This is a genomic window from Xenorhabdus eapokensis, from assembly GCF_001908105.1.
Genome location: NZ_MKGQ01000007.1, coordinates 120,681 through 144,519 on the forward strand (window position 1 = coordinate 120,681; position 23,839 = coordinate 144,519).

Annotated in this window: 18 protein-coding genes; 3 read left to right on the forward strand and 15 right to left on the reverse strand. The window is 45.0% G+C overall.

The annotated features are described in order from the left end of the window. The 7 genes from hscA to trmJ all read right to left on the reverse strand — a co-directional run bounded on the left by hscA (position 1) and on the right by trmJ (position 6,066). Complete coding sequence (hscA, locus tag Xedl_RS07425) at positions 1-1,848, reverse strand: Fe-S protein assembly chaperone HscA (protein WP_074023188.1); 1,848 nt, start codon at positions 1,846-1,848, stop codon at positions 1-3. Positions 1,849-1,956: 108 nt separating this feature from the next. Further along, on the reverse strand, positions 1,957-2,478 hold the full coding sequence (gene hscB / locus Xedl_RS07430) for a co-chaperone HscB (protein ID WP_074023189.1): 522 nt from the start codon (positions 2,476-2,478) through the stop codon (positions 1,957-1,959). Between the two features lie 42 nt (positions 2,479-2,520). Next, positions 2,521-2,844 carry an iron-sulfur cluster assembly protein IscA gene (gene iscA, locus Xedl_RS07435; protein ID WP_074023190.1) on the reverse strand — a complete coding sequence of 108 codons (324 nt, stop codon included), beginning with the start codon at positions 2,842-2,844 and terminating at the stop codon, positions 2,521-2,523. Positions 2,845-2,922: 78 nt separating this feature from the next. After that, positions 2,923-3,309 carry a Fe-S cluster assembly scaffold IscU gene (gene iscU, locus Xedl_RS07440; protein WP_074019771.1) on the reverse strand — a complete coding sequence of 129 codons (387 nt, stop codon included), beginning with the start codon at positions 3,307-3,309 and terminating at the stop codon, positions 2,923-2,925. Positions 3,310-3,333: 24 nt separating this feature from the next. Beyond that, positions 3,334-4,548, reverse strand: a complete 1,215-nt coding sequence (locus Xedl_RS07445) for an IscS subfamily cysteine desulfurase (RefSeq protein WP_074023191.1) — start codon at positions 4,546-4,548, stop codon at positions 3,334-3,336. A gap of 62 nt (positions 4,549-4,610) precedes the next feature. Then, complete coding sequence (gene iscR / locus Xedl_RS07450) at positions 4,611-5,111, reverse strand: Fe-S cluster assembly transcriptional regulator IscR (RefSeq protein WP_074023192.1); 501 nt, start codon at positions 5,109-5,111, stop codon at positions 4,611-4,613. A 217-nt stretch (positions 5,112-5,328) separates the two neighbouring features. After that, positions 5,329-6,066 (reverse strand): tRNA (cytosine(32)/uridine(32)-2'-O)-methyltransferase TrmJ, encoded by a 738-nt coding sequence (gene trmJ / locus Xedl_RS07455; protein WP_074023193.1) that lies wholly within the window; start codon positions 6,064-6,066, stop codon positions 5,329-5,331. A 125-nt stretch (positions 6,067-6,191) separates the two neighbouring features. Between trmJ and suhB the strand changes: the two genes are divergently transcribed. Further along, complete coding sequence (gene suhB, locus Xedl_RS07460) at positions 6,192-6,995, forward strand: inositol-1-monophosphatase (protein WP_074023194.1); 804 nt, start codon at positions 6,192-6,194, stop codon at positions 6,993-6,995. An 85-nt stretch (positions 6,996-7,080) separates the two neighbouring features. Here suhB and Xedl_RS07465 read toward each other — a convergent pair whose 3' ends face one another. Together Xedl_RS07465 and glyA are read right to left on the reverse strand one after the other, a co-directional pair. After that, positions 7,081-8,322: a 3-phenylpropionate MFS transporter gene (locus Xedl_RS07465; protein ID WP_074023195.1), complete on the reverse strand. Its 1,242-nt coding sequence runs from the start codon at positions 8,320-8,322 to the stop codon at positions 7,081-7,083. A gap of 85 nt (positions 8,323-8,407) precedes the next feature. Beyond that, a complete protein-coding gene (glyA, locus tag Xedl_RS07470) occupies positions 8,408-9,661 on the reverse strand; it encodes a serine hydroxymethyltransferase (protein ID WP_074023196.1) in 1,254 nt (417 codons plus the stop codon). A 360-nt stretch (positions 9,662-10,021) separates the two neighbouring features. On the opposite strand from glyA, the gene hmpA reads away from it, so the two are divergent. Further along, positions 10,022-11,212 (forward strand): NO-inducible flavohemoprotein, encoded by a 1,191-nt coding sequence (hmpA, locus tag Xedl_RS07475; protein ID WP_074023197.1) that lies wholly within the window; start codon positions 10,022-10,024, stop codon positions 11,210-11,212. A gap of 136 nt (positions 11,213-11,348) precedes the next feature. Here the strand turns inward: hmpA and glnB are convergent, their stop codons facing one another. The 6 genes from glnB to purL all read right to left on the reverse strand — a co-directional run bounded on the left by glnB (position 11,349) and on the right by purL (position 21,728). Then, positions 11,349-11,687 carry a nitrogen regulatory protein P-II gene (gene glnB, locus Xedl_RS07480; RefSeq protein ID WP_045971762.1) on the reverse strand — a complete coding sequence of 113 codons (339 nt, stop codon included), beginning with the start codon at positions 11,685-11,687 and terminating at the stop codon, positions 11,349-11,351. 15 nt (positions 11,688-11,702) lie between these two features. Continuing rightward, a complete protein-coding gene (locus Xedl_RS07485) occupies positions 11,703-13,325 on the reverse strand; it encodes an NAD+ synthase (RefSeq protein ID WP_074023198.1) in 1,623 nt (540 codons plus the stop codon). Between the two features lie 155 nt (positions 13,326-13,480). Next, a complete protein-coding gene (glrR, locus tag Xedl_RS07490; protein ID WP_074023199.1) occupies positions 13,481-14,818 on the reverse strand; it encodes a two-component system response regulator GlrR in 1,338 nt (445 codons plus the stop codon). A gap of 2 nt (positions 14,819-14,820) precedes the next feature. After that, positions 14,821-15,693 carry a two-component system QseEF-associated lipoprotein QseG gene (gene qseG / locus Xedl_RS07495; RefSeq protein ID WP_074023200.1) on the reverse strand — a complete coding sequence of 291 codons (873 nt, stop codon included), beginning with the start codon at positions 15,691-15,693 and terminating at the stop codon, positions 14,821-14,823. A 5-nt stretch (positions 15,694-15,698) separates the two neighbouring features. Next, the gene (locus tag Xedl_RS07500) at positions 15,699-17,138 is read right to left on the reverse strand and encodes a sensor histidine kinase (protein WP_074023201.1); all 1,440 of its coding nucleotides are present in this window, start codon (positions 17,136-17,138) and stop codon (positions 15,699-15,701) included. A gap of 702 nt (positions 17,139-17,840) precedes the next feature. Then, positions 17,841-21,728 (reverse strand): phosphoribosylformylglycinamidine synthase, encoded by a 3,888-nt coding sequence (gene purL, locus Xedl_RS07510; RefSeq protein ID WP_074023203.1) that lies wholly within the window; start codon positions 21,726-21,728, stop codon positions 17,841-17,843. Between the two features lie 266 nt (positions 21,729-21,994). Between purL and mltF the strand changes: the two genes are divergently transcribed. Continuing rightward, positions 21,995-23,503, forward strand: coding sequence for a membrane-bound lytic murein transglycosylase MltF (gene mltF / locus Xedl_RS07515; protein WP_074023230.1), 1,509 nt, complete (start codon positions 21,995-21,997; stop codon positions 23,501-23,503). The last annotated feature ends 336 nt before the right edge of the window (positions 23,504-23,839 follow it).

Below are 23,839 nucleotides of genomic sequence, written 5' to 3' on the forward strand. Positions count from 1 at the left end.
TTAAATCTCATCCACAGAATGACCCGCCAAAGCCCGGCGGATTGATGTGTCCATACGGCGCGCTGCAAATTCCTGCGTTTGCTTGTCCAATTGTTTTATTGCACTTTCAATCGCATCGGGGGAGGTTCCCTGAGCGCTTTCAATTAATACTTGTGCAGCGGCGTCAATCGCAGACTGCTCTTCTTGACTCAGTAAATCCGCATCTTTTTCCAATGCACTGGTTAAACTTTCCAGCATTCGAGCTGCTTCTACTTTTTGTTCAGCTAATTTGCGTGCCTGCACATCTTCCTGTGCATTAGACATGGAGTCTTTGAGCATATGGGCAATTTCTTCATCCGACAAACCATAGGAAGGTTTCACCTGAATAGAAGCTTCAACACCCGTGGATTTTTCTAATGCACTGACGCTCAACAGACCATCAGCATCAACCTGAAAGGTCACACGAATGTGTGCACCACCAGCCGGTAATGGCGGAAGACCACGCAGTGTGAAACGCGCCAGTGAACGGCAATCATTGACCAGTTCTCTCTCGCCTTGCACCACATGCAGGCTCATCGCACTTTGCCCATCTTTAAAAGTGGTAAATTCTTGCGCTTTGGCAACAGGGATAGTGGTATTACGTGGAATGACTTTTTCAACCAGTCCGCCCATTGTTTCCAAACCAAGTGACAGCGGGATAACATCGAGTAACAGCATGTCGCTGTCTGGTTTGTTCCCCACCAGAATATCGGCCTGAATTGCAGCACCAACAGCGACCACTTTATCTGGATCTATAGAAGTTAATGGTTCGCGGTCAAAGAACTCGCCCACCATGCTACGTACCAATGGCACTCGCGTTGAACCACCAACCATGACAACTTGCAAAATCTCGTCAATCGTCACACCGGCATCTTTCAGCGCCCGACGGCAGGAGAGTAAGGTGCGTTTGACCAAAGAGGAAATTAATTCGTTAAATTCGGTACGGGTAATACTACCTTGCCAGTTAGCAATATCGATTTCCGCCCTATCCGCCCCACTCAAAGCAATTTTGGTTTGGGTAGCGACATCCAGCAATTGACGCTGTAATCCGTGGTCGTTATCGCTGATCCCAGCCTGTTCACGTATCCAATTTGCTAACAGTGAATCAAAATCGTCACCACCAAGGGCAGTATCTCCCCCCGTTGCCAGCACTTCAAACACCCCTCGGCTAAGGCGAAGAATAGAGACATCAAATGTTCCGCCACCCAGATCGTAAACGGCAATCACACCTTCTTGACCGGAATCAAGACCGTAGGCAATGGCTGCCGCAGTGGGTTCATTCAAGAGGCGAAGAACGTGCAAACCCGCTAACCGAGCAGCATCTTTAGTGCCCTGACGTTGAGCATCATCGAAATAAGCAGGAACTGTGATCACAACACCATCAAGTTTACCATCCAAGGTTTCTTCTGCCCGTTGCGCCAACGATTTCAATATCTCAGAAGAAACCTGAATAGGATCGACTAGCCCCGCCAAGGTATTGATCAATGGCAAACCATTTGCGCTGGCCTGAAACAGGTATGGCAGGTTGGGATAACGCTGTTGAACATCAGCTAAAGAGCGTCCCAGCAGCCGTTTAACTGAACTGATTGTATTGGCAGGATCAGAGGCAGCCTGTTGACGCGCTTGCCAACCAACGAGAATCTCTTCTTTGCGGTACTGTACAACAGAAGGAAGTAAATGGCGGTTATCACTGTCTGCCAATGTTTCCGCCTGACCGCTACGGACGGTCGCAACCAGAGAGTGAGTTGTGCCAAGATCAATTCCCGCAGCCAGTCGGCGCTGGTGCGGTGCAGCAGATAAACCCGGTTCGCTGATTTGTAATAAAGCCATATGTGCCCCTATAAATCTATATCAGCATAAATCTATGTCAGCCGAAATTTATTCAGCCAAAAATCATTCTAAACAATACGATTCAGCTAAAAGTCAGTCAAAAGTCCGCTAAAAATCATCCAACAACCGCTCTTCCAGTTGTTCAACCTGTTGGTGCAATTTATCCAGAAAGCGTAACTTACGGACTGTATCGGCTGCAATTGACCATTCGGCAGCATTGAGTTGTTGTTCCATCTGCTCACTGCGGGTTTTAATCATTTTATTCAGGCGAGATGAAAAATCGTTCAATGCTGTTTCTGAATCTACACGATGCTCAATGGCATCAAGCTCTTCACGCAATTCCAACTGCTGCATCAAAAAAGCCGTATCCTGCATCGTGTGCTGTTCATTGGATAGATCAAATCCTTGCTGAGACAGCATGTATTCTGCGCGTTTCAGGGGGTGTTTTAGCGTCTGATAACCATCATTGATGGTCGCAGCTTGTTGGAGTGCCAGCGTTTTTTCGCGTTCTGGCTGGTTGGCAAAACGATCAGGATGAAACTGGCGTTGTAATTCCTGATAACGGGTTACCAACTGTTCGCGATCAATCGCATAACGTGCAGGCAGCCCAAATAAAGTAAAGTAGTCCATAAGTTACTCTTAGTTTCGCAAAATGCGGGTCAAAAAATAGGGTTAAACGTGGAAACTTTCTCCACAACCGCATTCGCTGGAAACATTAGGGTTGTTGAATTTAAAGCCTTCATTCAGGCCTTCTTTAACGAAATCCAACTCAGTACCATCAAGATAAATGATGCTTTTACCGTCAACGATGACTTTCACGCCCTTATCTTCAAAAACCTGATCTTCTTCATTTATTGTATCAGCAAATTCAAGCACATATGCCATACCAGAGCAGCCGGATGTTCTCACTGCCAAGCGCAATCCGACACCTTTTCCTCGATTGGTAAGAAAAGCCGAAATACGTTGGGCTGCACTTTCCGTCAGGGAAATTGACATACAACACCTCACTTTAAAACCAGTAAAGGTGGATATTGCAGCAATATCCACCAGAATTATTTTCTTTTTGTAAAAAAGTTATTTGGCCTGGCGCTTGCTCTTGTAATCAGCAATAGCCGCTTTGATAGCATCTTCTGCCAAAATAGAACAATGGATTTTCACGGGTGGCAGTTCTAACTCTTCAGCAATCTGAGTGTTTTTAATTGCCTCAGCCTGTTCCAACGATTTGCCTTTCATCCACTCTGTTACCAAAGAACTGGATGCAATTGCCGAGCCGCAGCCATAAGTTTTGAAACGTGCGTCTTCAATGATACCTTCATCGTTGACTTTGATTTGCAGTCGCATGACGTCACCACAAGCTGGTGCTCCTACCATGCCACTCCCTACTGTCGGATCTTCGTTATCGAATGAACCAACATTACGTGGGTTTTCATAGTGATCAATTACTTTGTCGCTGTAAGCCATGTCGTTACTCCTGAAAACGTCTGATTAATGATGAGACCATTCGATGGTGCTAATATCCACACCCTGCTTGAACATTTCCCACAATGGAGAAAGATCACGCAAGTGACCAATCGCGTTGTGAATCAACTTGATTGCATAGTCTATTTCTTCTTCTGTGGTAAAACGTCCCAAAGAGAAACGAATAGAACTGTGCGCCAGTTCATCATTCATGCCCAGCGCGCGCAGGACATAAGAAGGCTCCAGACTCGCAGAAGTACATGCCGAGCCAGAAGATACGGCTAGATCTTTCAATGACATCATCAATGACTCACCTTCAACATAGTTGAAGCTGACATTCAGAATGTGTGGCGCTCCCTGTTCCAAATCACCATTCAGGTAAACTTCTTCAATATCTTTGATACCGTTCCACAAACGCAGACGCAAACCACGCAGGCGCTCTGCCTCTGATTTCAGCTCTTCTTTTGCTATACGGTAGGCTTCACCCATGCCAACAATCTGGTGAACAGGCAATGTACCTGAACGCATACCGCGTTCATGACCGCCGCCATGCTGTTGTGCTTCAATACGCACGCGAGGCTTACGACGAACATACAACGCGCCAATTCCCATCGGGCCATAAAGTTTATGGGCAGAAAAGGACATTAGATCAACTTTTAGCTGACTGAGGTCGATAGGTAATTTACCCACACTTTGGGTGGCATCAACATGGAAAATAATGCCACGGCTGCGGCATAATTCACCAATGGTCATAATATCCTGAACAATACCAATTTCGTTGTTAACATGCATGATGGAAACCAGAATGGTGTCTTCACGCAGGGTAGCTTCCAACTCTTTCAGATCAATCAGGCCATTGCTCATTGGCGCCAGATAAGTGATCTCAAAGCCTTCGCGCTCCAACTGGCGGCAAGTATCTAAAACCGCTTTATGTTCAGTTTTGCTGGTGATAATGTGCTTGCCTTTCTTCTGATAAAATTTTGCAGCACCTTTAATAGCCAGGTTATCTGATTCTGTCGCACCTGAAGTGAACACGATTTCACGCGGGTCCGCGCCAATTAAGTCAGCAATTTGATTGCGCGCGATATCAACCGCTTCTTCAGCCTGCCAGCCAAAACGGTGTGAACGGGAAGCTGGGTTACCGAAGACTCCGTCAATAGTCAAATAGTTCATCATCTTTTCAGCAACACGCGGATCGACCGGTGTTGTTGCTGAATAGTCCAAATAAATGGGTAATTTCATTGCTCACATGCTCCGTAAGACACTTTTAATACTTTCATTGCCACACAAGTATTTGCCGCAAGTTACGCACGCAGATTAACGTTAATCGTCTCTTGAAGTCTGCCGTTAGGGCCAGGGGTACGGCGCTTATCGCTATCTTGCCGATCAGCAACATCCAATACTTCTTGGTTATTTACTAATTCTTCTAAACTGATGCTACTCAGGAAGCTCGTAATGCGATCACTCAGGTCACGCCATAAGGTATGGGTCAAACACCGATCGCCGCCTTGACAACCTTCTCGCCCTTGACAACGAGTGGCATCAACGGATTCATCAACAGCGGAAATCACTTCGGCAACGAAAATTTTACCGGCATCTCTGCCCAATAAATAACCGCCACCTGGACCACGGACGCTAGAAACCAGACCATTTTTACGCAGGCGGGAAAACAACTGTTCAAGATAGGAAAGGGAAATTCCCTGACGTTCAGAAATATCGGCTAACGGCACCGGTCCTTCTTGTGAATGCAACGCCACATCTAACATGGCTGTTACCGCATAACGTCCTTTTGATGTCAGTCTCATAACAAAAACTCCATGGTGAAATATGGGTGAAATTGTGGCATTCCTGAGTATTTTAGTCAACTATTTAACCGAGTAATTTACTCAACTATTATTTGACTGCCTGTCACTTTTTCCACCTGCCTATCCCGTGGTTTTCCTAACTGCTTTCCGCTATTTTCCAGCGACCAATTCCTGTTACTTCCTGCTACAGTTTTAACTATGGATTTTCCAAATCAGTTTATTTTTCAGCCCACTTTTCCATAGATGTCAGTATACCACGCAAGATATTCAGCTCTTGGGTTTCTGGCCGTGCGCGGGTATAAAGACGTCTTAATTTATTCATTATTTGACCCGGATGTGCTTTGCGAATAAAACCAGACTTTTGCAATACCTGTTCAAGGTGCTGATAAAAACGCTCCATATCTTCGATAGGTGGATATTCTGCTTCTGCGTGCTCTGGAGACGTTGTCTCTACTAATTGCTCTTGAGCTGCGAGGTATGCCATGCGAATTTCATAGCTAACCAATTGAACTGCCATCGCTAAATTCAACGAACCATATTCTGGGTTAGTTGGGATATAGAGGTGATAATGACACTTCTGTAACTCTTCGTTAGTCAAGCCTACACGTTCACGACCAAAAACGATGGCAACTGGAGAGTGGCTGGCGGTTTCGACACAACGTTCACCACATTCACGAGGCTCAACCATCGGCCAGGAGAGGGTTCGGGAGCGAGCACTGGTCCCAATGACCAACTCACATCCAGCCAACGCCTCATCCAGCGAACTCACAATCGTTGCATTGCCGATAACATCACTTGCACCGGCTGAAAGTGCGATAGCGTGAGAATCAGGTTGGACAAGCGGATTGACCAAATACAGATTGGCTAATCCCATTGTTTTCATGGCTCTAGCGGTTGATCCCATGTTCCCTGTATGGGAGGTTTCTACCAGAATAATGCGGATATTCTCTAACATGACGGCTTTTAAATTCAGTATAAGAGCCGAATATCTTAACACAGCATTAGTCATTTTGCCGAATGACTGCTATACTGCGCGCCGATTTGTTTCCCGTTCTTTAAAATTCTGGTGGAAGATACCCCATGCATCCGATGCTAAACATCGCTATACGCGCTGCACGTAAAGCCGGCAACTACATTGCCAAAAGCTACGAAACTCCTGATGCTGTTGAAGCAAGCCAAAAAGGCAGTAACGATTTCGTTACCAATATTGATCGTGAAGCAGAAAAGCTGATCATTGACATCATCCGTAAATCTTACCCTAAGCATACGATTATCACCGAAGAAAGCGGTGAACATTTAGGAGAAGAAGACGATTTCCAATGGGTTATCGATCCACTGGATGGCACAACCAACTTTATTAAACGTCTTCCCCATTTTGCTGTTTCCATTGCCGTGCGTATTAAAGGCCGCACAGAGGTGTCCGTCGTTTACGATCCAATGCGCAATGAGCTGTTCACTGCAACTCGTGGTCAAGGCGCTCAGTTGAACGGTTATCGTCTGCGTGGTACTAATGCTCGTGATCTGGATGGAACGGTCCTTGCGACAGGGTTCCCATTCAAAGCCAAGCAGCACGCTATCCCTTACATGAATGTACTGGGTAAATTATTTGAGCGCTGTGCCGATTTCCGACGCACGGGTTCTGCGGCACTGGATATGGCGTATGTCGCTGCCGGACGTGTAGATGGTTTCTTCGAAATTGGCCTGAAGCCGTGGGATTTCTTGGGCGGTGAGTTGTTGGTACGTGAATCAGGTTGTATTGTTACTGATTTCGTTGGTGGCCATAACTATGTCAGCTCCGGCAATATCGTTGCAGGCAGCCCACGTATCGTTAAAGACATTCTGTCTGAAATGCGTGAAGAATTGACTGAAGCATTAAAACGTTAATTCGTTATGATTAAATAAATATAATTTAAGCAATGTTGTTTTTAGGGCACCTGATAGGTGCCCTTTTTCTTACCTTGGTTTTTTATTAGCGTGAGAATGAATGGGCTACAACTTTTGGTCTCAGGAACAGGGCAGGCAACACAATCAGCGACATTAACCAAAATATACCATGTCCTATATGTTCATACATGAAACCAGCAATCACACTCATGACAGCAATACCGCCTCCCATTGCTAAAGCAGAGTAAGTGGACTGCAACCGGATAATTTCGTTTTCTTTTCTGGCGCCAATAAAACGCATCGCTGCCAAATGGCAAACGGTAAAAGTACCACAATGCAGGATTTGAATAATAATCAACACAGGTAATTCGGTCGAAGCTCCCATGAGTCCCCAGCGAACGACACCACAAATTCCCGACAATAACAGCAAATTACGGGCACTCCAACGGCGGAACAGTTGCTTGCTGAAGGTAAAGATGACCACTTCAGCTACCACCCCCAACGACCAAAGATAACCAATGGTTGATGAGGAATAACCCGCTTGCGCCCAATAAATGGAGCCAAAACTGTAATACCCCGCATGAGCAGCCTGCAATAACGTTACACAGAGTAAAAACTGCCACACTGATTTTTCGGATAAGAGTTCTTTAAAAGAGACGGCATTGGTATTGGCTGCTTTAATCTTACCTGCCGGCATGATGGAAGGTTTCAACATCATACCCAATGACATGGCGGTAACACTGAACACCAAAAAAGCCAGAATGATATGGTGTGTGCCAAATAACTCGCGGCCGATCCAATGATTTAAACTGTCAAACGATATATTCCAGCCAAAATTCAGGCTGCTGATTGAGAAATTTATCCCATTGGCAGACATCAGTACGCCCGCCAGCGAAGAACTAATGACAAAGGCAATCGATCCCCAAACCCTTACCTTGCCATAATCAAACGTAAACTGCTTTTGCCATGTTCCCGCCAACGCATCTGATAAAGGGACGAGTGGTGAAAAGAATAAATTGAAACCAATCATAATAAAGAAAAGCCATGCCCAATGGCTGTCGAATACAAAGCCAATGGCAAAAAGCAATGCCAACAATGAGAGGAGACGTAATGCTTTAATTAATTTAGCGGGGTTTTTTACCGTAGGCGAGATAACCAGACTGCCGACAAAGCGAGCTACCATTCCAACACCTAGCAATACCCCTATCATTGAAGCATCAATGCCTTCACCTTTTAACCAGACAGACCAGAAGGGCAAGAATATGCCGTAAGAGAAAAAATAGGTGAAATAGCCCAAACCCAACCAAAATGTCGATGGAACAACCATCAAATCCCCCGTTTTTGATACAAAAAACCCGCTCAAAACTAACGTTATGAGTCGGGCTTATTACTGCTACTACATTTTATTTAAATTATGCGTAAACCGGATATTTTGCGCAGATATCCAATACCTTTTGCTTAACACTTTCAATGATTGCTTCATCATTGATGTTATCCAGCACATCACACATCCAGCCAGCCAGCTCACGGGATTCTGTTTCCTTGAAGCCACGGCGGGTAATTGCAGGCGTTCCGATACGGATACCAGAAGTGACGAATGGGCTGCGTGGATCGTTAGGTACGCTGTTTTTGTTCACAGTGATATTGGCACGACCCAAGGCCGCATCTGCATCTTTACCAGTAATGTCTTTGTCCACCAGATCCAGCAAGAACAGATGGTTTTCAGTTTCCCCGGAAACCACTTTGTAACCGCGTTGCAGGAAGACTTCCACCATCGCTTTGGCATTCTTGGCGACTTGATGCTGGTAGGCTTTGAATTCAGGCTCCATCGCTTCTTTCAATGCCACTGCCTTACCGGCAATCACGTGCATCAACGGGCCACCCTGAGAACCTGGGAAAACAGAGGAATTCAGTTTCTTGTAAAACTCTTCATCGCCTCCCTTCGCCAAAATCAAGCCGCCACGCGGGCCAGCCAATGTTTTGTGCGTTGTGGTTGTCACGACATGTGCATGAGGAACTGGGTTTGGATAAACCCCTGCCGCAACCAGACCTGCCACGTGAGCCATATCAACGAACAGATAAGCACCGATTTCATCGGCAATTTCACGCATCTTCGCCCAATCAACAACACCAGAATAAGCAGAGAAACCACCGATGATCATTTTAGGCTGATGTTTTTGCGCCTGGGTGCGAATATCGTCGTAATCGATTTTACCTTTTTCATCAATACCATAGGGTACGATGTTATAAAGTTTACCAGAGAAGTTAACTGGAGAGCCGTGAGTCAGATGGCCACCGTGCGCCAGATTCATGCCTAAAACTGTATCGCCGGGTTTTAGCAGTGTCATATACACCGCCGCATTTGCCTGAGAACCAGAATGTGGCTGGACGTTAGCATAATCCGCACCAAACAGGGCTTTTGCGCGGTCAATCGCAAGCTGTTCAACCACATCGACATACTCACAACCACCGTAATAACGTTTACCCGGATAACCTTCCGCATACTTGTTAGTAAGCTGAGAGCCTTGTGCCTGCATCACTCTTGGGCTGGTGTAGTTTTCAGAAGCAATCAATTCAATGTGTTCTTCTTGGCGACAAACCTCCTGTTCCATCGCTTGCCACAGTTCGGGATCGTAATTCGCAATATTCATTTCACGTTTTAACATTTGGTTCTCCTGACTCAGCTACATCTCTAAAAAAATACCCCTGAGGGCCAGAATGGCACACAGTGTAAACTCTTTTTATCGAATGAGATAGTCTTGACAAAATAAATTACGCAAACGTTTGCATAACGCATTGGTAGCCTGTCAGAAGCTAAATAACCTACTGTTTCGCTAATAATTACGGATTTATTGCTGATATTTGTGATCCTGCTCGCGGTTCATTCTAATGAAAATTCTATTTTTTTGATATAAGGAAACATAATTATCTTTTCTCAACTTGATATATTCCCAAACCCTATAAGTTGCATTTAAAATACAACTTATAAATTTCAGCGTTATGTGAGAAAAATTCAGGAGAACCCCATGCTAGATAGTCAGGTTATCGCAACCATAAAATCGACCATTCCATTAATTGTTTCTACAGGCCCTAAACTAACTACGCATTTTTATGAACGTATGTTCAAACATCATCCTGAATTAAAAGATATTTTTAATATGAGTCACCAGATTAACGGTGATCAACGTGAAGCACTGTTCAATGCCCTTTGCGCTTATGCGGGCAATATCGATAATCTGTCAGCACTCCTACCTGCCGTAGAAAAAATCGCCCATAAACACACCAGCCTTAACATTAAACCTGAGCATTATCAGATTGTAGGTAAGCACCTGTTGGCAACGATTGACGAAATGTTTCATCCTGATGACGAAGTTCTCAACGCTTGGGGAAAAGCCTATAACGTATTGGCAAATGTCTTTATCAATCGGGAAGAGGAAATTTATCAAAGCGGTGAATCCCTGCAAGGAGGTTGGCGCGATCTACGTCCGTTCCGTGTTAGCCGGAAACAACCACAAAGTGAAGTCATCACTAGCTTTGAGTTTGAGCCGGTTGATGGTGGCAAGGTCATGGATTATAAGCCTGGGCAATATTTGGCAATTTATATAGAAGATGCCGCATTTGATAACCGTGAAATCCGTCAATATTCCCTGACCGCCGCACCAAATGGAACCAGTTACCAAATTGCCATTAAACGTGAATCCGAGGGCAAAGTTTCCAACCACATGCACGATAAGGTACAGGAAGGGGATATTGTGATGCTGGCAGCACCACGCGGTGATTTCTTCCTTGATGTGCAATCTGATACGCCAGTCACACTGATTTCTGCCGGAGTTGGTTTGACTCCAATGATGAGTATGCTGCAACATCTGCATAACCAGAATCACGCGGGCTCAATAAACTGGTTCCATGCCGCAGAACATGGCGGCCATCATGCTTTTGTAAATAAGGTAAATGAAATTTCCCAATCTATGCCTAATTTGTATTCACAAGTTTGGTATCGTGAGCCCAGAGACACAGATCAGAAAGGCATACATTACCAACATACTGGGCTTATGGATCTATCCCTCATGCAGGAAGCAATAGTGGTAGAAGGGATGCAATTCTATTTCTGTGGGCCAGTGGCTTTCATGCAAAATATCGCCAGGCAGTTACTGGCAATGGGCATTGATGAGCAACATATTCATTATGAATGTTTTGGCCCACATAAAGTTATTTAATACGGCTTACGTAATACACAGGACAAGTGATAACGGCCTAAAAATCGGACATTCCCACACGCCATCTCCCATCAGGCTGTGGGATAACTGATAATATTTCCGTTATCACTTTTTTCAGGTGATTTCAGTGAGTTGATTAAATCGCTTCTTCGTCCTGCTCACCAGTACGGATACGCACAACACGGGCAACATCGAAAACAAAAATTTTACCATCACCAATTTTGCCTGTTTGTGCAACCTGCATGATTGTTTCGACGCAGGTATCAACAATATCATCCGGTACGACAATTTCTATTTTTACCTTTGGCAGAAAATCCACCATATATTCTGCGCCGCGATACAGTTCAGTATGTCCTTTCTGACGGCCAAATCCTTTTACTTCTGTCACGGTCATACCAGTGATACCCACTTCAGCCAGAGCTTCACGCACGTCATCCAGCTTGAAGGGTTTGATAATTGCATCAATCTTTTTCATGAAGTCTTCCTGTTATTACCAGTTCTTACGCCCGAAACCGGAGGTAATCGGGTAGCGTCGGTCTTTACCAAAATCACGCTGCGTAATGCGTGGGCCAATAGGTGCCTGGCGACGTTTATATTCATTGATGTCAACCAGTCGGATCACCTTGCGCACAATGGCTTCATCAAAACCGTCAGATACCAGATCAGCCACTGATTTATCTTTTTCAACATACCCTTCGAGAATAGCATCCAGCATGTCATACGGAGGCAGGCTGTCCTGATCCAGTTGATTTGGTGCCAACTCCGCTGATGGTGGTCGATCAATCACACGCTGAGGAATAGCCTGAGATACGGTATTACGATATTTAGCCAATGCAAATACCATCGTTTTAGGCACATCTTTCAATGCATTAAAACCACCCGCCATATCGCCGTACAAGGTTGAGTACCCTACTGCTGATTCACTTTTGTTACTGGTGGTCAATACCAGACGACGACGCTTGTTAGACATTGCCATCAAAATAACGGCGCGGCAACGTGCCTGTAAATTCTCTTCTGTCGTATCTTTTTCTGTTCCCGCGAACATGGGTTCAAGCTGAGCCATAAACGCATCAAACATAGGTTCGATGGAGACAACGTCAAATTCAACGCCCAGCAATTCGGCTTGTTCTCTGGCATCGTGGATACTCATTTCTGAGGTATAGCGGAATGGCATCATAACCGCCTGCACGTACTCTTTCCCCAAAGCATCCACAGCAATCGCCAATGTCAGCCCTGAGTCAATCCCACCAGACAAACCAAGCAAAGCGCCTTTAAAACCGTTTTTCTGAACATAATCACGTACAGAAAGTACTAACGCCTTATAAACTTGCGCCAAAGGAGGCAATTGAGGGTTCGGATTTGCCATTGGTTCAATCTTCATCTCATTGAAACGGCATTGCTCAACCTGTTCCTCAAATGCCGCCATGCGATGGGTTATTTCACCATTGGCATCAAAGACCTTAGAACAACCATCAAAGATGAGCTGATCTTGCCCGCCCACCTGATTAAGATAGATAATTGGCAGATGAGTACGTTGGCTGTGAGACTCAATTAATGTACTGCGGATATTCGGTTTTTCACGGTTATAAGGAGAAGCGTTAATCGACAAGATGATTTCTGCACCAGCCTGTTTCAGGGCATCAATTGGGGCGTCAAACCACAAATCTTCACAAATCAATAAACCGAGGTTATAACCCTTAAATGGTATAACACAGTTTTGATCGCCCGCTTTGAAATAACGCTCTTCATCAAAAACACCATAATTTGGCAATAGCTGTTTGAAATAACGCGCCACAATTTCTCCTTGCCAAAACAGGGAAAGCGCGTTGTAGAGTTTGCCATCCTGTTGCCACGGATGCCCTACCAAAATACCAACCTGAGCGCTGGCTTGTTGCAAACGTACCAATTGTTCACGGCAACGCTGATGTAAATCAGGGCGGAACAACAAATCCTCAGGAAAATAGCCAGACAGCGCCAGCTCAGAAAACATAACCAGATCAGCGCCTTTTTCCTGCTGCTCCCGAACTGTCTGCAACATACGTTCGCTGTTGCCTTCAATGTCTCCTACCAACCAATTTAATTGGGCAAGAGCGATATTAAGAGTACGACTCATAGAATGCGGCTCTCCTGGGCCATAAATCATCTATCTTCTTTGCTGGATGTCAGCAGCAAAGCAATTCAATTTCTATACCCTGTATTTAGCAATCTGCAACTTAGCGGGGTATATAATTTCTACTTAGTGTAAGAATTTCTGGAGTAGCAGAAAAGTTATTCCTTAAAATCGTTAGCATCCAGCTCGTGGCGTGCCAACAACTTATAAAATTCTGTCCGGTTACGCCCTGCTATGCGGGCAGCATGGGTCACATTACCTTTGGTTATCTGTAATAATTTACGCAGATAATTCAGTTCGAACTGCCCACGGGCTTCTACGAATGTCGGCAATGCCGTATTTTCCCCTTCCAGTGCCTGCGTAACCAGAGCATCACTAATGACCGGCGCCATCGTCAATGCTACACACTGTTCAATGACATTGACTAATTGACGTACATTGCCCGGCCAACTGGCTGCCATCAGGCATTTCATGGCCGTGGTAGAAAAGCTACGAACAAAAGGTTTATGGCGTTTGGCAGCGTCACGTAACAGATGATTAGCTAATAGAGGAATATCTTCTGCACGTTCATTCAAGGCCGGAATTTTCAAATTCACGACGTTTAATCGATAGTAGAGATCTTCCCGAAACTCATTACGCTGCATAGCCTTAGGCAGGTCACGGTGAGTGGCAGAAATAATTCTGACATCAATATCGATATCCCGATTACTCCCTAGTGGGCGAATCTTACGCTCCTGTAGCACTCTCAAGAGCTTAACTTGCAACGCCATCGGCATATCACCGATCTCATCAAGGAATAATGTTCCTCCTTGCGCCGCTAAAAATAACCCTTCTCGGCTGCTGACAGCACCCGTAAATGCACCTTTGGCATGACCAAATAATTCAGATTCAAGCAATTGCTCAGGTAAGGCACCACAGTTAATAGCAATAAAAGGTTTCTTCACTCTGGGACTTGCCCGATGAATAGCCTGAGCCAGTACCTCTTTACCCGTTCCACTTTGCCCGTTAATCAGCACACTCACATCGGATTGAGCCACCATCTTGGCCTGCTCCAATAAACGCAGCATCAGAGGGCTGCGGGTGACGATTTTCTCACTCCATTGCCCATCAATAGCTGGTGTTGAGAGTTCCAGCGCATTATCAATAGCTTTATAAAGGGCGTCACGATCGACCGGCTTGGTCAGGAAACTAAATACACCTTGCTGCGTTGCTGCCACGGCATCAGGAATAGAGCCATGTGCAGTCAGGATAATAACAGGCATACCGGGATACTGTTTCTGAATCTCCACAAACAGTGCCATACCATCCATTTCATCCATGCGTAAGTCACTGATCACTAAATCTACTTTCTCTCTCGCCAGTATGCGTAATGCTTCATAGCCACTCTCTGCGGTCGTGACACGAAACCCTTCGCTGGTCAAACGCATTCCCAATAATTTGAGCAAGCCAGGATCATCATCAACTAAAAGAAGATGGGCGGAATTGCGTACTGTCATTATTATTCAGCTCCTTTTTCTTCTGATTTTTCTTCTGAAGGATTGGCTTCCGCTTTAGTATCCGCGTCTGTTGCGGATTTGTTTTTCGGTTCTGCTTTATTATCCGATGCCGTGTCCGTGTTAGGAGTAGCAACACTACTTTGTTCTTGTTTACGGGAGGAAAGTTGGCGTTCAATATCGGTCAGGTTTTCCAGTTTGCGGGACATGGAATGAAGCTCATATTCTAAACGTGCTTGTATTTCTTTTAAGCGATCAATTTTATTATCGCTGTCAAACTGGAAGCGCTGGAATTTAGCTTTTTCTTCAGCAAGATTAATTTTCAGATATTGCTGCCCACGCCACAATTGGAGTAATGGCCGCAAAGCGGCAGGAAATTGGGCACTATACCGATTAAAATTTTCCACCATTTTCCGACGTTCAGTTAATACAGAAGTCGCCCTGCCAATTAAAATACTTTGCTTAAGTACTTGATGCCAGTCAGCCGGCGTATCCGAGGTAAACCGTTTCGCTGTCTCACGAGCGTCTGTCGAAGACAACCGATCCGTGCAATCAATAAACCTCAACCAATAAAGCCCGTTTTCCATCGCTGCGGGTTTCGTGATATCCCAGATTGAATCACAATCCTTAAGACGATAATCCGTAACATTCGGTTCTGGCAGGATAGACTGCGCCAGAGTTGCCAAATTGTCTGAATCACTGGTTTTAACGCATCCTGCCAGCAAATAGGGAACAAACAATAGCAATATGGCCCGCAAGCGCAGAGTTGAAGCACGTGCCAAGATAGATGGCCTAATAGCCGTTTTTTTCATTGGCTTAGTCACAATATTTTGCTGTCCTGTCTCCGTCATAAAGCGGTAGGTAAACCTGTTATACATATTATTTAGTCATTCTCTGCGGTTAATGGCAGGTCGATTCGAAAACATACGTCAGCAAAGTCAGAGTCTACCAGGCAAAGCTCTCCCTGCATCTGTTTAATGCAATCTTGCGCGATACTCAAGCCAAGGCCACTTCCTTTCACTGCCCCTTTTCGTTGTAGTTTTCCTTGGTAAAATGGCTCGAAGATCATACTCTTTTCTGATTCTGGGATAGGCGTTCCTGTATTGGCAATGTCAATTTGAAGGTTTTTCCCCACTTGCCGACTAGAAATCCAAATGTTACCGGATTCAGCGCCATAGTGCACTGCATTGGAGTAGAGATTATCAATCACCCGTGTCAATAAGCCAGGCTCCGCCCAACAATAATCCATATCCAATTGAATTTCTGTATGAATATTTTTTGCCCGTGCCGGCAATTGATGGGATAACACGACACCATCCACAATTTCTTTTAAAGCAACGATCTGATGTTCGGCAGCACCATCCGCTAATTTACGGTTATATTCCAGTAATTGCTCAATGAGCTGCTGTAAATGCTTACTACTACTGTCCAAAATACTGACCACTTCTTTTTGGTCAGCCGTCAGAGGTCCTGCAATTTCGTCAGCCAATAGCTCCGTTCCTTCACGCATACTTGCCAGAGGGGTTTTCAGTTCATGGGAAATATGGCGTAAAAATTCATGGCGCTGAGACTCCAGCCAGGATAAACGCTCACTTAGCCAAATAATACGTTGGGCCAATGAACGCAATTCCCGTGGCCCTTTAAAGGCATCAATCTGTTGTTCCAAAGATTGTCCTTTGCCGAGCCGATTAATCATTCGCTCAATGCCTTTTACTGGCCCAATGATCATACGTGTAAACAAGGTTATCAGGAAGGCACTTAACAAGAATAGAATGAGACTTTGCCAACCGAAAAATTGTCCTTTATCAGCGATATCTTTTTGCAGTTGTTCACCACGACTGAAAATAATATTACGCATTTCCTGTACCAGGAGATTATTCGCCCTGGAGAATTCTTCAAGTAATTTAGATGAAGCCGCTTCTGGTGCGCCATTACTACACGAAATCTTGCTCAAACCTGACAGTAATTCGTTAAATGTCTTCGTATACTCCGCATTAGCCAACATTGCCATCTGATTACCGAGCATATTCATGTACTGCCGATATTGACGTTGATAAAGTTTTTCTAGCCGACTGTCGCCTAATACACAGTATTGGCGGTAACTGCGTTCCATTTCAAGCGCTACGCCAACCATCGCTTCGCTACGGCGAGCATCCGCCAGCGTTGAGCGATTAATCTCAGCCGCTTGATTACTAAGTTGATCAAGACTTTGATAAGCCTGATAAGCCAAAACTAATAGTGGCAATAACACCAGCCAGAAAGCCATGACAACTAATTGGCGCAATGAGCGTGGAAATAAACGCCATTTTTTCAAAGAAATCATCTCATAACCTGTAATGATATTGATGCTACAGTTACTTTTATCTTCTTATCGAAAATGGTCAGAATAATAGTTGAAATAGTGGATAATTGAAATAATAAGCAATTAGCAGCTATGCGGGTGCATACATAAACACGGTAGGCAGGAATAACCAGCAATAATGATGGCGGGACAGTAACTTTTTTACCATCCCGCCCGTGAGGAACCTTCATGTTATTCGATGAACATGTAGGCGGTGCCTCACTCCACGTGTCGCCCTGTGTTTGATAAGGCCCGAAGGCGAGTATCATTAAGTTGGACGGTAGGCACCTTACTTCGGCGTCATTCTGGGCTTTATGTGGCATGTTTCCACCTCATTGCGGGCCGACATAAAAAGGTGAATGAGCAACTATACAGTACTATGCACATTACGTGCCAAATCGAAAAATAATTTTTAATTCATTGATATTACTAAAAATAAATAAAAATGTATAGTCATTGCATTTTATTATCGGTATTTCTTCCTATTTGATGAGTATTAGTGTCGCCTATTTATGACACCTTGCCATGAAAAAATATTTTCCAATTTATATCAATCAATTAAATGTCTCCTTTTTGAGACATCATAAACACTATTGTCGTGATATAGAGACAGTGTCAGAGGCAATAATTATAAAAAATAAAGGCCCTGATGAATTTTCAGAGCCTTTTCTATTAACTTAACTGTTAACCTAACTGTTTGCGTGCATTACGGAAAATACGCATCCACGGGCTATCTTCTCCCCATTCTTTAGGATGCCAAGAGTGGCTAACAGTGCGGAATACCCTTTCTGGATGAGGCATCATCACCGTGACCCTGCCGTCAAGGCTGGTCACTGAAGTAATACCGTTCACGGAACCATTCGGGTTCGCTGGATAATTTTCTGTCACTGAACCGTAGTTATCCACAAAACGCAATGCGACTTGCTGATGCTTTTCAAGCTCCATCAAACTCAGGTTGTTTCTAAACTCCACCTGCCCTTCACCATGAGCTACTGCGATTGGTAAGCGAGAACCCACCATATCTTTCAGGAACAGTGAAGGGCTGTTTGCCACTTCCACTAAGCTAAAACGGGCTTCATAGCGTTCTGAACGGTTACGGACAAAACGCGGCCAGTGTTCTGTGCCAGGGATCAATTCATGCAGATTAGATATCATCTGACAACCGTTACACACACCAAGTGTTAAGGTATCTGGCCTTGCGAAGAAACTGGCAAAATCATCACGTACCCGTGAATTAAACAGAATGGATTTCGCCCAACCTTCACCCGCACCAAGCACATCCCCATAGGAGAAGCCCCCACAAGCAACTAATGTTTGGAATTGATCTAATGTGATCCGCCCCGCCAATAAGTCACTCATATGAACATCGACTGCCTCAAAGCCTGCTCGGTGGAATGCTGCCGCCATCTCAACATGAGAGTTAACGCCCTGTTCACGCAATACCGCAACGCGCGGACGCACTTGTTTTGCAATATAGCAAGCCGCAATATCTTCCGCGGGGTCGAAAGTTAATTTCACATTCAAGCCAGGATCATTCACATCCTGTTTTGCCTGATGTTCTTGATCGGCGCACTCAGGATTATCACGCAGACGCTGCATTTGCCACGTTGTTTCTGCCCACCATAAGCGCAATGTACTGCGCTTCTGACGATAAACTTCCATATTGCCACTGGAAATCACAAAATCATCACCCGCCTGAGCCTTGCCCAGATAGTGCACACATTCATTTAATCCATAATCTGCCAACAGGTTTTCAATTTGCTCTCTGTCAGTTTCACGAATTTGAATTACCGCACCCAGTTCTTCATTAAATAATGCGGCCAGGATATCTTCATCAAATGCACTGATATCGGCATGTAATCCGCAATGGCCGGCAAAAGCCATTTCAGCCAATGTTACCAATAGCCCGCCATCCGAACGGTCATGGTAAGCCAGCAATTTTTGTTCTGAAACCAAATGTTGGATCGCATTAAAGAAACCCGCTAATTGCTCAACGCTGCGAACATCGGCGGTTTTATCCCCAAGTTGGCGATAAACCTGAGCCAATGCCGTTCCGCCCAGCGCATTTTGCCCTTTACCCAGATCGATCAGCAGCAATGCATTGTTATCTTCTGTAGATAACTCTGGCGTCACGGTACGGCGCACATCTTCTACTCGCGCAAAGGCACTGATAGCTAATGAAAGTGGTGAAGTCATTTCGCGCACTTCCCCATTTTGACGCCAGCGGGTTTTCATTGACATCGAATCCTTGCCAACTGGAATAGTCAATCCCAATGCTGGGCACAATTCCTCACCGACGGCCTTAACCGCGGCATATAAACCTGCATCTTCACCAGCATGGCCTGATGCCGACATCCAGTTAGCGGATAATTTCACGCGTTTCAAATCTTGTACATAGGCGCAGGCGATATTGGTCAGTGCTTCACCCACCGCCATACGTGCCGATGCCGCAAAATCCAATAATGCAATCGGCGCCCGCTCGCCCATTGACATGGCTTCGCCATAATAGCTGTCCAAGCTGGCAGTAGTCACAGCACAATCTGCGACTGGAATTTGCCAAGGACCAACCATTTGGTCACGGGCGACCATACCGGTTATGGAACGATCGCCAATCGTAATCAGGAATGTTTTTTCTGCCACGGCAGGCAAATGCAAGACACGTTTTACTGCTTCTGCCAACTCAATGCCCTTGCGATCCAAACTTTGCCCTTGAGCTTGCAAAACCTGTACATTTTTCAGCATTTTTGGCGTCTTACCGAGCAAGACATCCAGCGGCATATCGATTGGCTGATTATCAAAATGGCTGTCATTCAGCAGCAAGTGCCGTTCTTCCGTTGCTTCCCCAACCACCGCATAAGGAGCACGTTCACGACGACATATTTCTTCAAACAGGGCTAACTGTTCTGGTGCTACCGCCAAAACATAACGTTCCTGGGATTCATTACACCATAACTGCAATGGGCTCATGCCAGGTTCATCATTAAGAATATTGCGTAACTCAAAACGCCCGCCTCGGCCGCCATCACTGACCAATTCAGGCATGGCATTTGACAAACCACCCGCCCCAACATCATGGATAAATAAAATCGGATTTTGATCGCCCAATTGCCAACAACTGTCGATAACTTCCTGACAACGGCGCTCCATCTCCGCATTGTCACGCTGCACAGAGGCAAAATCCAGGTCAGCATCAGACTGACCCGATGTCATCGACGATGCCGCCCCGCCCCCTAAACCGATATTCATGCTTGGTCCGCCCAGCACAATCAATTTTGCGCCAACCGGAATATCTCCTTTCTGGATATGTTCTTCACGGATATTCCCGATCCCACCTGCCAGCATGATGGGCTTGTGATAACCACGCAGCTCTGTACCGTTATGGGAAGAGACTTGTTCTTCATAGGTTCTGAAATACCCTAGCAATGCCGGACGCCCAAATTCATTATTGAAGGCCGCGCCTCCTAATGGACCTTCCAGCATGATATCCAACGCACTGACAATACGATCAGGTTTACCAAAATCCTCTTCCCACGGCTGTTCAAACCCTGGAATTCTCAGGTTTGAAACTGAAAAACCGACCAATCCGGCTTTCGGTTTAGCTCCCCGTCCGGTTGCACCTTCATCACGAATTTCGCCACCTGAACCCGTTGCCGCACCAGGCCAAGGCGAAATTGCGGTTGGATGGTTATGGGTTTCCACTTTCATTAAGATATGAGCAGGTTCTTGATGGTAATCATAAACACCGGTTGCAGCGTCAGGGAAAAAGCGGCCAACCGGAGAACCCTCCATAACCGCCGCGTTATCCTTATAAGCAGAAAGCACATAATCTGGCGTCTGTTCAAACGTGTTTTTGATCATTTTGAACAAAGACTTGGGTTGATCCTGACCATCAATAACCCAATCTGCATTGAATATTTTATGGCGACAATGCTCAGAATTTGCCTGTGCAAACATATACAGCTCAACATCTGTTGGATTGCGTCCCAACGCCTGAAAAGCGCTCATCAAATAATCAATTTCATCTGTAGCCAGAGCCAGCCCTAGTTCAATATTTGCCGATTCCAGTGCTGCCCGTCCCGATTGCAAGATATCAATCTGTTTTAACGGCGCAGGTTGCTGATGAGAAAACAGGGCTTCGGCTTGTTCAAACTGAGTGAACACACTTTCCATCATGCGATCGTGCAATAATGCCGACAACGTTTGCCAGTGCCCATCATCCATGCCAATACCCTGAATATAATAAGCAATCCCCCTTTCTAAACGAACAATCTGGTTCAGTCCACAATTGTGGGCAATGTCTGTCGCTTTCGATGACCAAGGGGATATCGTGCCTGGACGAGGTGTGACTAATATTAGTTGTCCTTTAGGCTCAAGTTCGGCCAAAGAGGGACCATATTTTAATAGGTTATTTAATTTCTCTCGCTCATTTTGCATGATTGGGGCACTAACTTCTGCAAAATGCACATATTCTGCATAAATGTCGGTAACAGGGAGATGTTGATCTTGACACTGGGAAAGGAGCTTAGTGATACGAAATGCCGATAAAGCGGGTGAGCCACGCAGAATTTCCATAATAATAGGTTCTCTCATCTTAGAAGCAAAGCCTGACTGATGCCTCAGGGGAAACTGCAAGCATTATAGAGGAATGTTTCCTCTGACGAAACCGTTTGCGTGGTTATTTATCCACCCTGCGATACATTCAATAAAGTGCCAAAATGGGTTTAATAGGGTTGCACATCCTCTTTTTGTTACGCAAAATCTTTGATTACTGGAAATTTAACCATGCTATTATCTTGTACTTCGCACGGTTCCTAATCGTTCTGCAAAGAGATAACTATTTGAATAACATAAAGATAAATTATTTTGTTATCGTAATTATCGCGCTCCTCTCTGCTGCCATCATCGGCCTTAACATCAATTGGCCCAATAAACAGCAGGAGCAGATAAACAAAATCCTGGCACGAGGAGAGCTACGGGTTAGTACCATCAACTCTCCCCTGCTCTCTCTTAACAGCAAAAACGAACCAACAGGATTCGACTATGAGCTAATCAAGCGGTTTGCCGATTATCTGGGGGTTAAACTTATCATTAAGTTTCGTCCCAACATTAAGCAACTTTTTGACGATCTGGAAAACGATAAAGCCGACTTTCTGGCTGCCGGGCTTATCTACAATAAAGACAGGCTGAATCAAACACGCACTGGCCCTGCCTACGCTTCAGTCATACAACAACTGGTTTATCGTAAGGGAACGACACGTCCACATTCGTTTGGTGATCTCAAAGGCAAACTCATCGTCACGGCCGGTTCAGCCCATGTAAGCGAACTGAAAAGGTGGAAAGAAACATCTTATCCTGAACTCACTTGGCAAGAAACGCCACACCAAAATACGCAGCAATTGCTCGAACAACTCTCTGAGGGAAAAATCGACTATACAATCAGTGACTCTCTCAGTTTAGCCTTGCAACAGCGTATTCACCCAAATTTGGCGGTTGCGTTTGATGTCAGTGAAGAGAATCCGCTGACCTGGTATTTAAAACGTAATAGTGATTATAGTCTCTACTCCGCTATGCTCGATTTTTTCAGTATGTTGACGGAAAACGGTATCATGTCGCGGCTACAAGAAAAATATTTCAGCCATATCGGTTCATTCGATTACTTCGATACGATTTCCTTTATTCGCGCCATTAATAATCTCTTACCAACCTATCAGCCAATTTTTCAAGCATACGCGGGAGCGCTTGATTGGCAATTAGTGGCCGCTATTGCATGGCAAGAGTCACATTGGGAGCCACAAGCCACTTCACCTACTGGCGTGCGTGGTTTGATGATGCTCACGCGGCCGACAGCCGAATGGGCTGGAGTTCACGATCGGCTGGATCCAGAAGAGAGTGTCAAAGGTGGAATGGCTTACCTGAACTATCTGATGGAGCGTTTGCCAAAAACCATTCCTGAAGATGAGCGCATTTGGTTTGCTCTTGCAGCTTACAACATGGGATATGGACACCTTCTTGATGCCCGTAAATTAACCGCGGCGCAAAAAGGTAATCCGGACAGTTGGCTGGATGTTAAAGCGCGTCTTCCCCTGCTCAGCAAGAAAAAATACTACGCTAATACGACATATGGTTATGCCCGTGGCTATGAAGCTTATCGCTACGTTGAAAATATTCGACGCTACTATTTGAGCCTGGAGGGATACCTGAGGGCAAAAGCCAACCGCGAGAAAGCCGAGGGAAGTGAAGCACCAACGGATACCACCATAATTAGCGCTCCCCAAGTGGAAAAGGCTAAAACCGACACGGCTAATACTGAAAACAATAACAAATTTAACAATCAAATTGGCGAATGAGAGGCGTTTTACAACTATCACAGACCACACCGATGGCTTGAAAGGTAAAACGCCTTATGAGATACAACACTTAGCGATTAACGCTGCTATCAGGGATCTTGCTAAAAAAAGCGATGAATTTATTTTCCCCTTGAAAACGCATGAAAAAGTCTGGCACTCGACATTCCGCACCGCATTCGTAATTTATTGTTTTAATTAAAAATTAACAAGTGATCAAATTTCACATAAATCATTTAAAATCAGCATATTACAGATATAGCTGCGAAATGACGGATACACAATAAGGTCATTTATTGGTGAGTGCAAAATTGATCTTATTTTTTGTGTTGAGAGTTT

Bases quoted from the DNA above. Each gene is read 5' to 3' on its own strand.
- hscA (WP_074023188.1), bottom strand. From the start codon at position 1,848: ATGGCTTTATTACAAATCAGCGAACCGGGTTTATCTGCTGCACCGCAC.
- hscB (WP_074023189.1), bottom strand. From the start codon at position 2,478: ATGGACTACTTTACTTTATTTGGGCTGCCTGCACGTTATGCGATTGAT.
- iscA (WP_074023190.1), bottom strand. From the start codon at position 2,844: ATGTCAATTTCCCTGACGGAAAGTGCAGCCCAACGTATTTCGGCTTTT.
- iscU (WP_074019771.1), bottom strand. From the start codon at position 3,309: ATGGCTTACAGCGACAAAGTAATTGATCACTATGAAAACCCACGTAAT.
- Xedl_RS07445 (WP_074023191.1), bottom strand. From the start codon at position 4,548: ATGAAATTACCCATTTATTTGGACTATTCAGCAACAACACCGGTCGAT.
- iscR (WP_074023192.1), bottom strand. From the start codon at position 5,111: ATGAGACTGACATCAAAAGGACGTTATGCGGTAACAGCCATGTTAGAT.
- trmJ (WP_074023193.1), bottom strand. From the start codon at position 6,066: ATGTTAGAGAATATCCGCATTATTCTGGTAGAAACCTCCCATACAGGG.
- suhB (WP_074023194.1), top strand. From the start codon at position 6,192: ATGCATCCGATGCTAAACATCGCTATACGCGCTGCACGTAAAGCCGGC.
- Xedl_RS07465 (WP_074023195.1), bottom strand. From the start codon at position 8,322: ATGGTTGTTCCATCGACATTTTGGTTGGGTTTGGGCTATTTCACCTAT.
- glyA (WP_074023196.1), bottom strand. From the start codon at position 9,661: ATGTTAAAACGTGAAATGAATATTGCGAATTACGATCCCGAACTGTGG.
- hmpA (WP_074023197.1), top strand. From the start codon at position 10,022: ATGCTAGATAGTCAGGTTATCGCAACCATAAAATCGACCATTCCATTA.
- glnB (WP_045971762.1), bottom strand. From the start codon at position 11,687: ATGAAAAAGATTGATGCAATTATCAAACCCTTCAAGCTGGATGACGTG.
- Xedl_RS07485 (WP_074023198.1), bottom strand. From the start codon at position 13,325: ATGAGTCGTACTCTTAATATCGCTCTTGCCCAATTAAATTGGTTGGTA.
- glrR (WP_074023199.1), bottom strand. From the start codon at position 14,818: ATGACAGTACGCAATTCCGCCCATCTTCTTTTAGTTGATGATGATCCT.
- qseG (WP_074023200.1), bottom strand. From the start codon at position 15,693: ATGTATAACAGGTTTACCTACCGCTTTATGACGGAGACAGGACAGCAA.
- Xedl_RS07500 (WP_074023201.1), bottom strand. From the start codon at position 17,138: ATGATTTCTTTGAAAAAATGGCGTTTATTTCCACGCTCATTGCGCCAA.
- purL (WP_074023203.1), bottom strand. From the start codon at position 21,728: ATGGAAATTCTGCGTGGCTCACCCGCTTTATCGGCATTTCGTATCACT.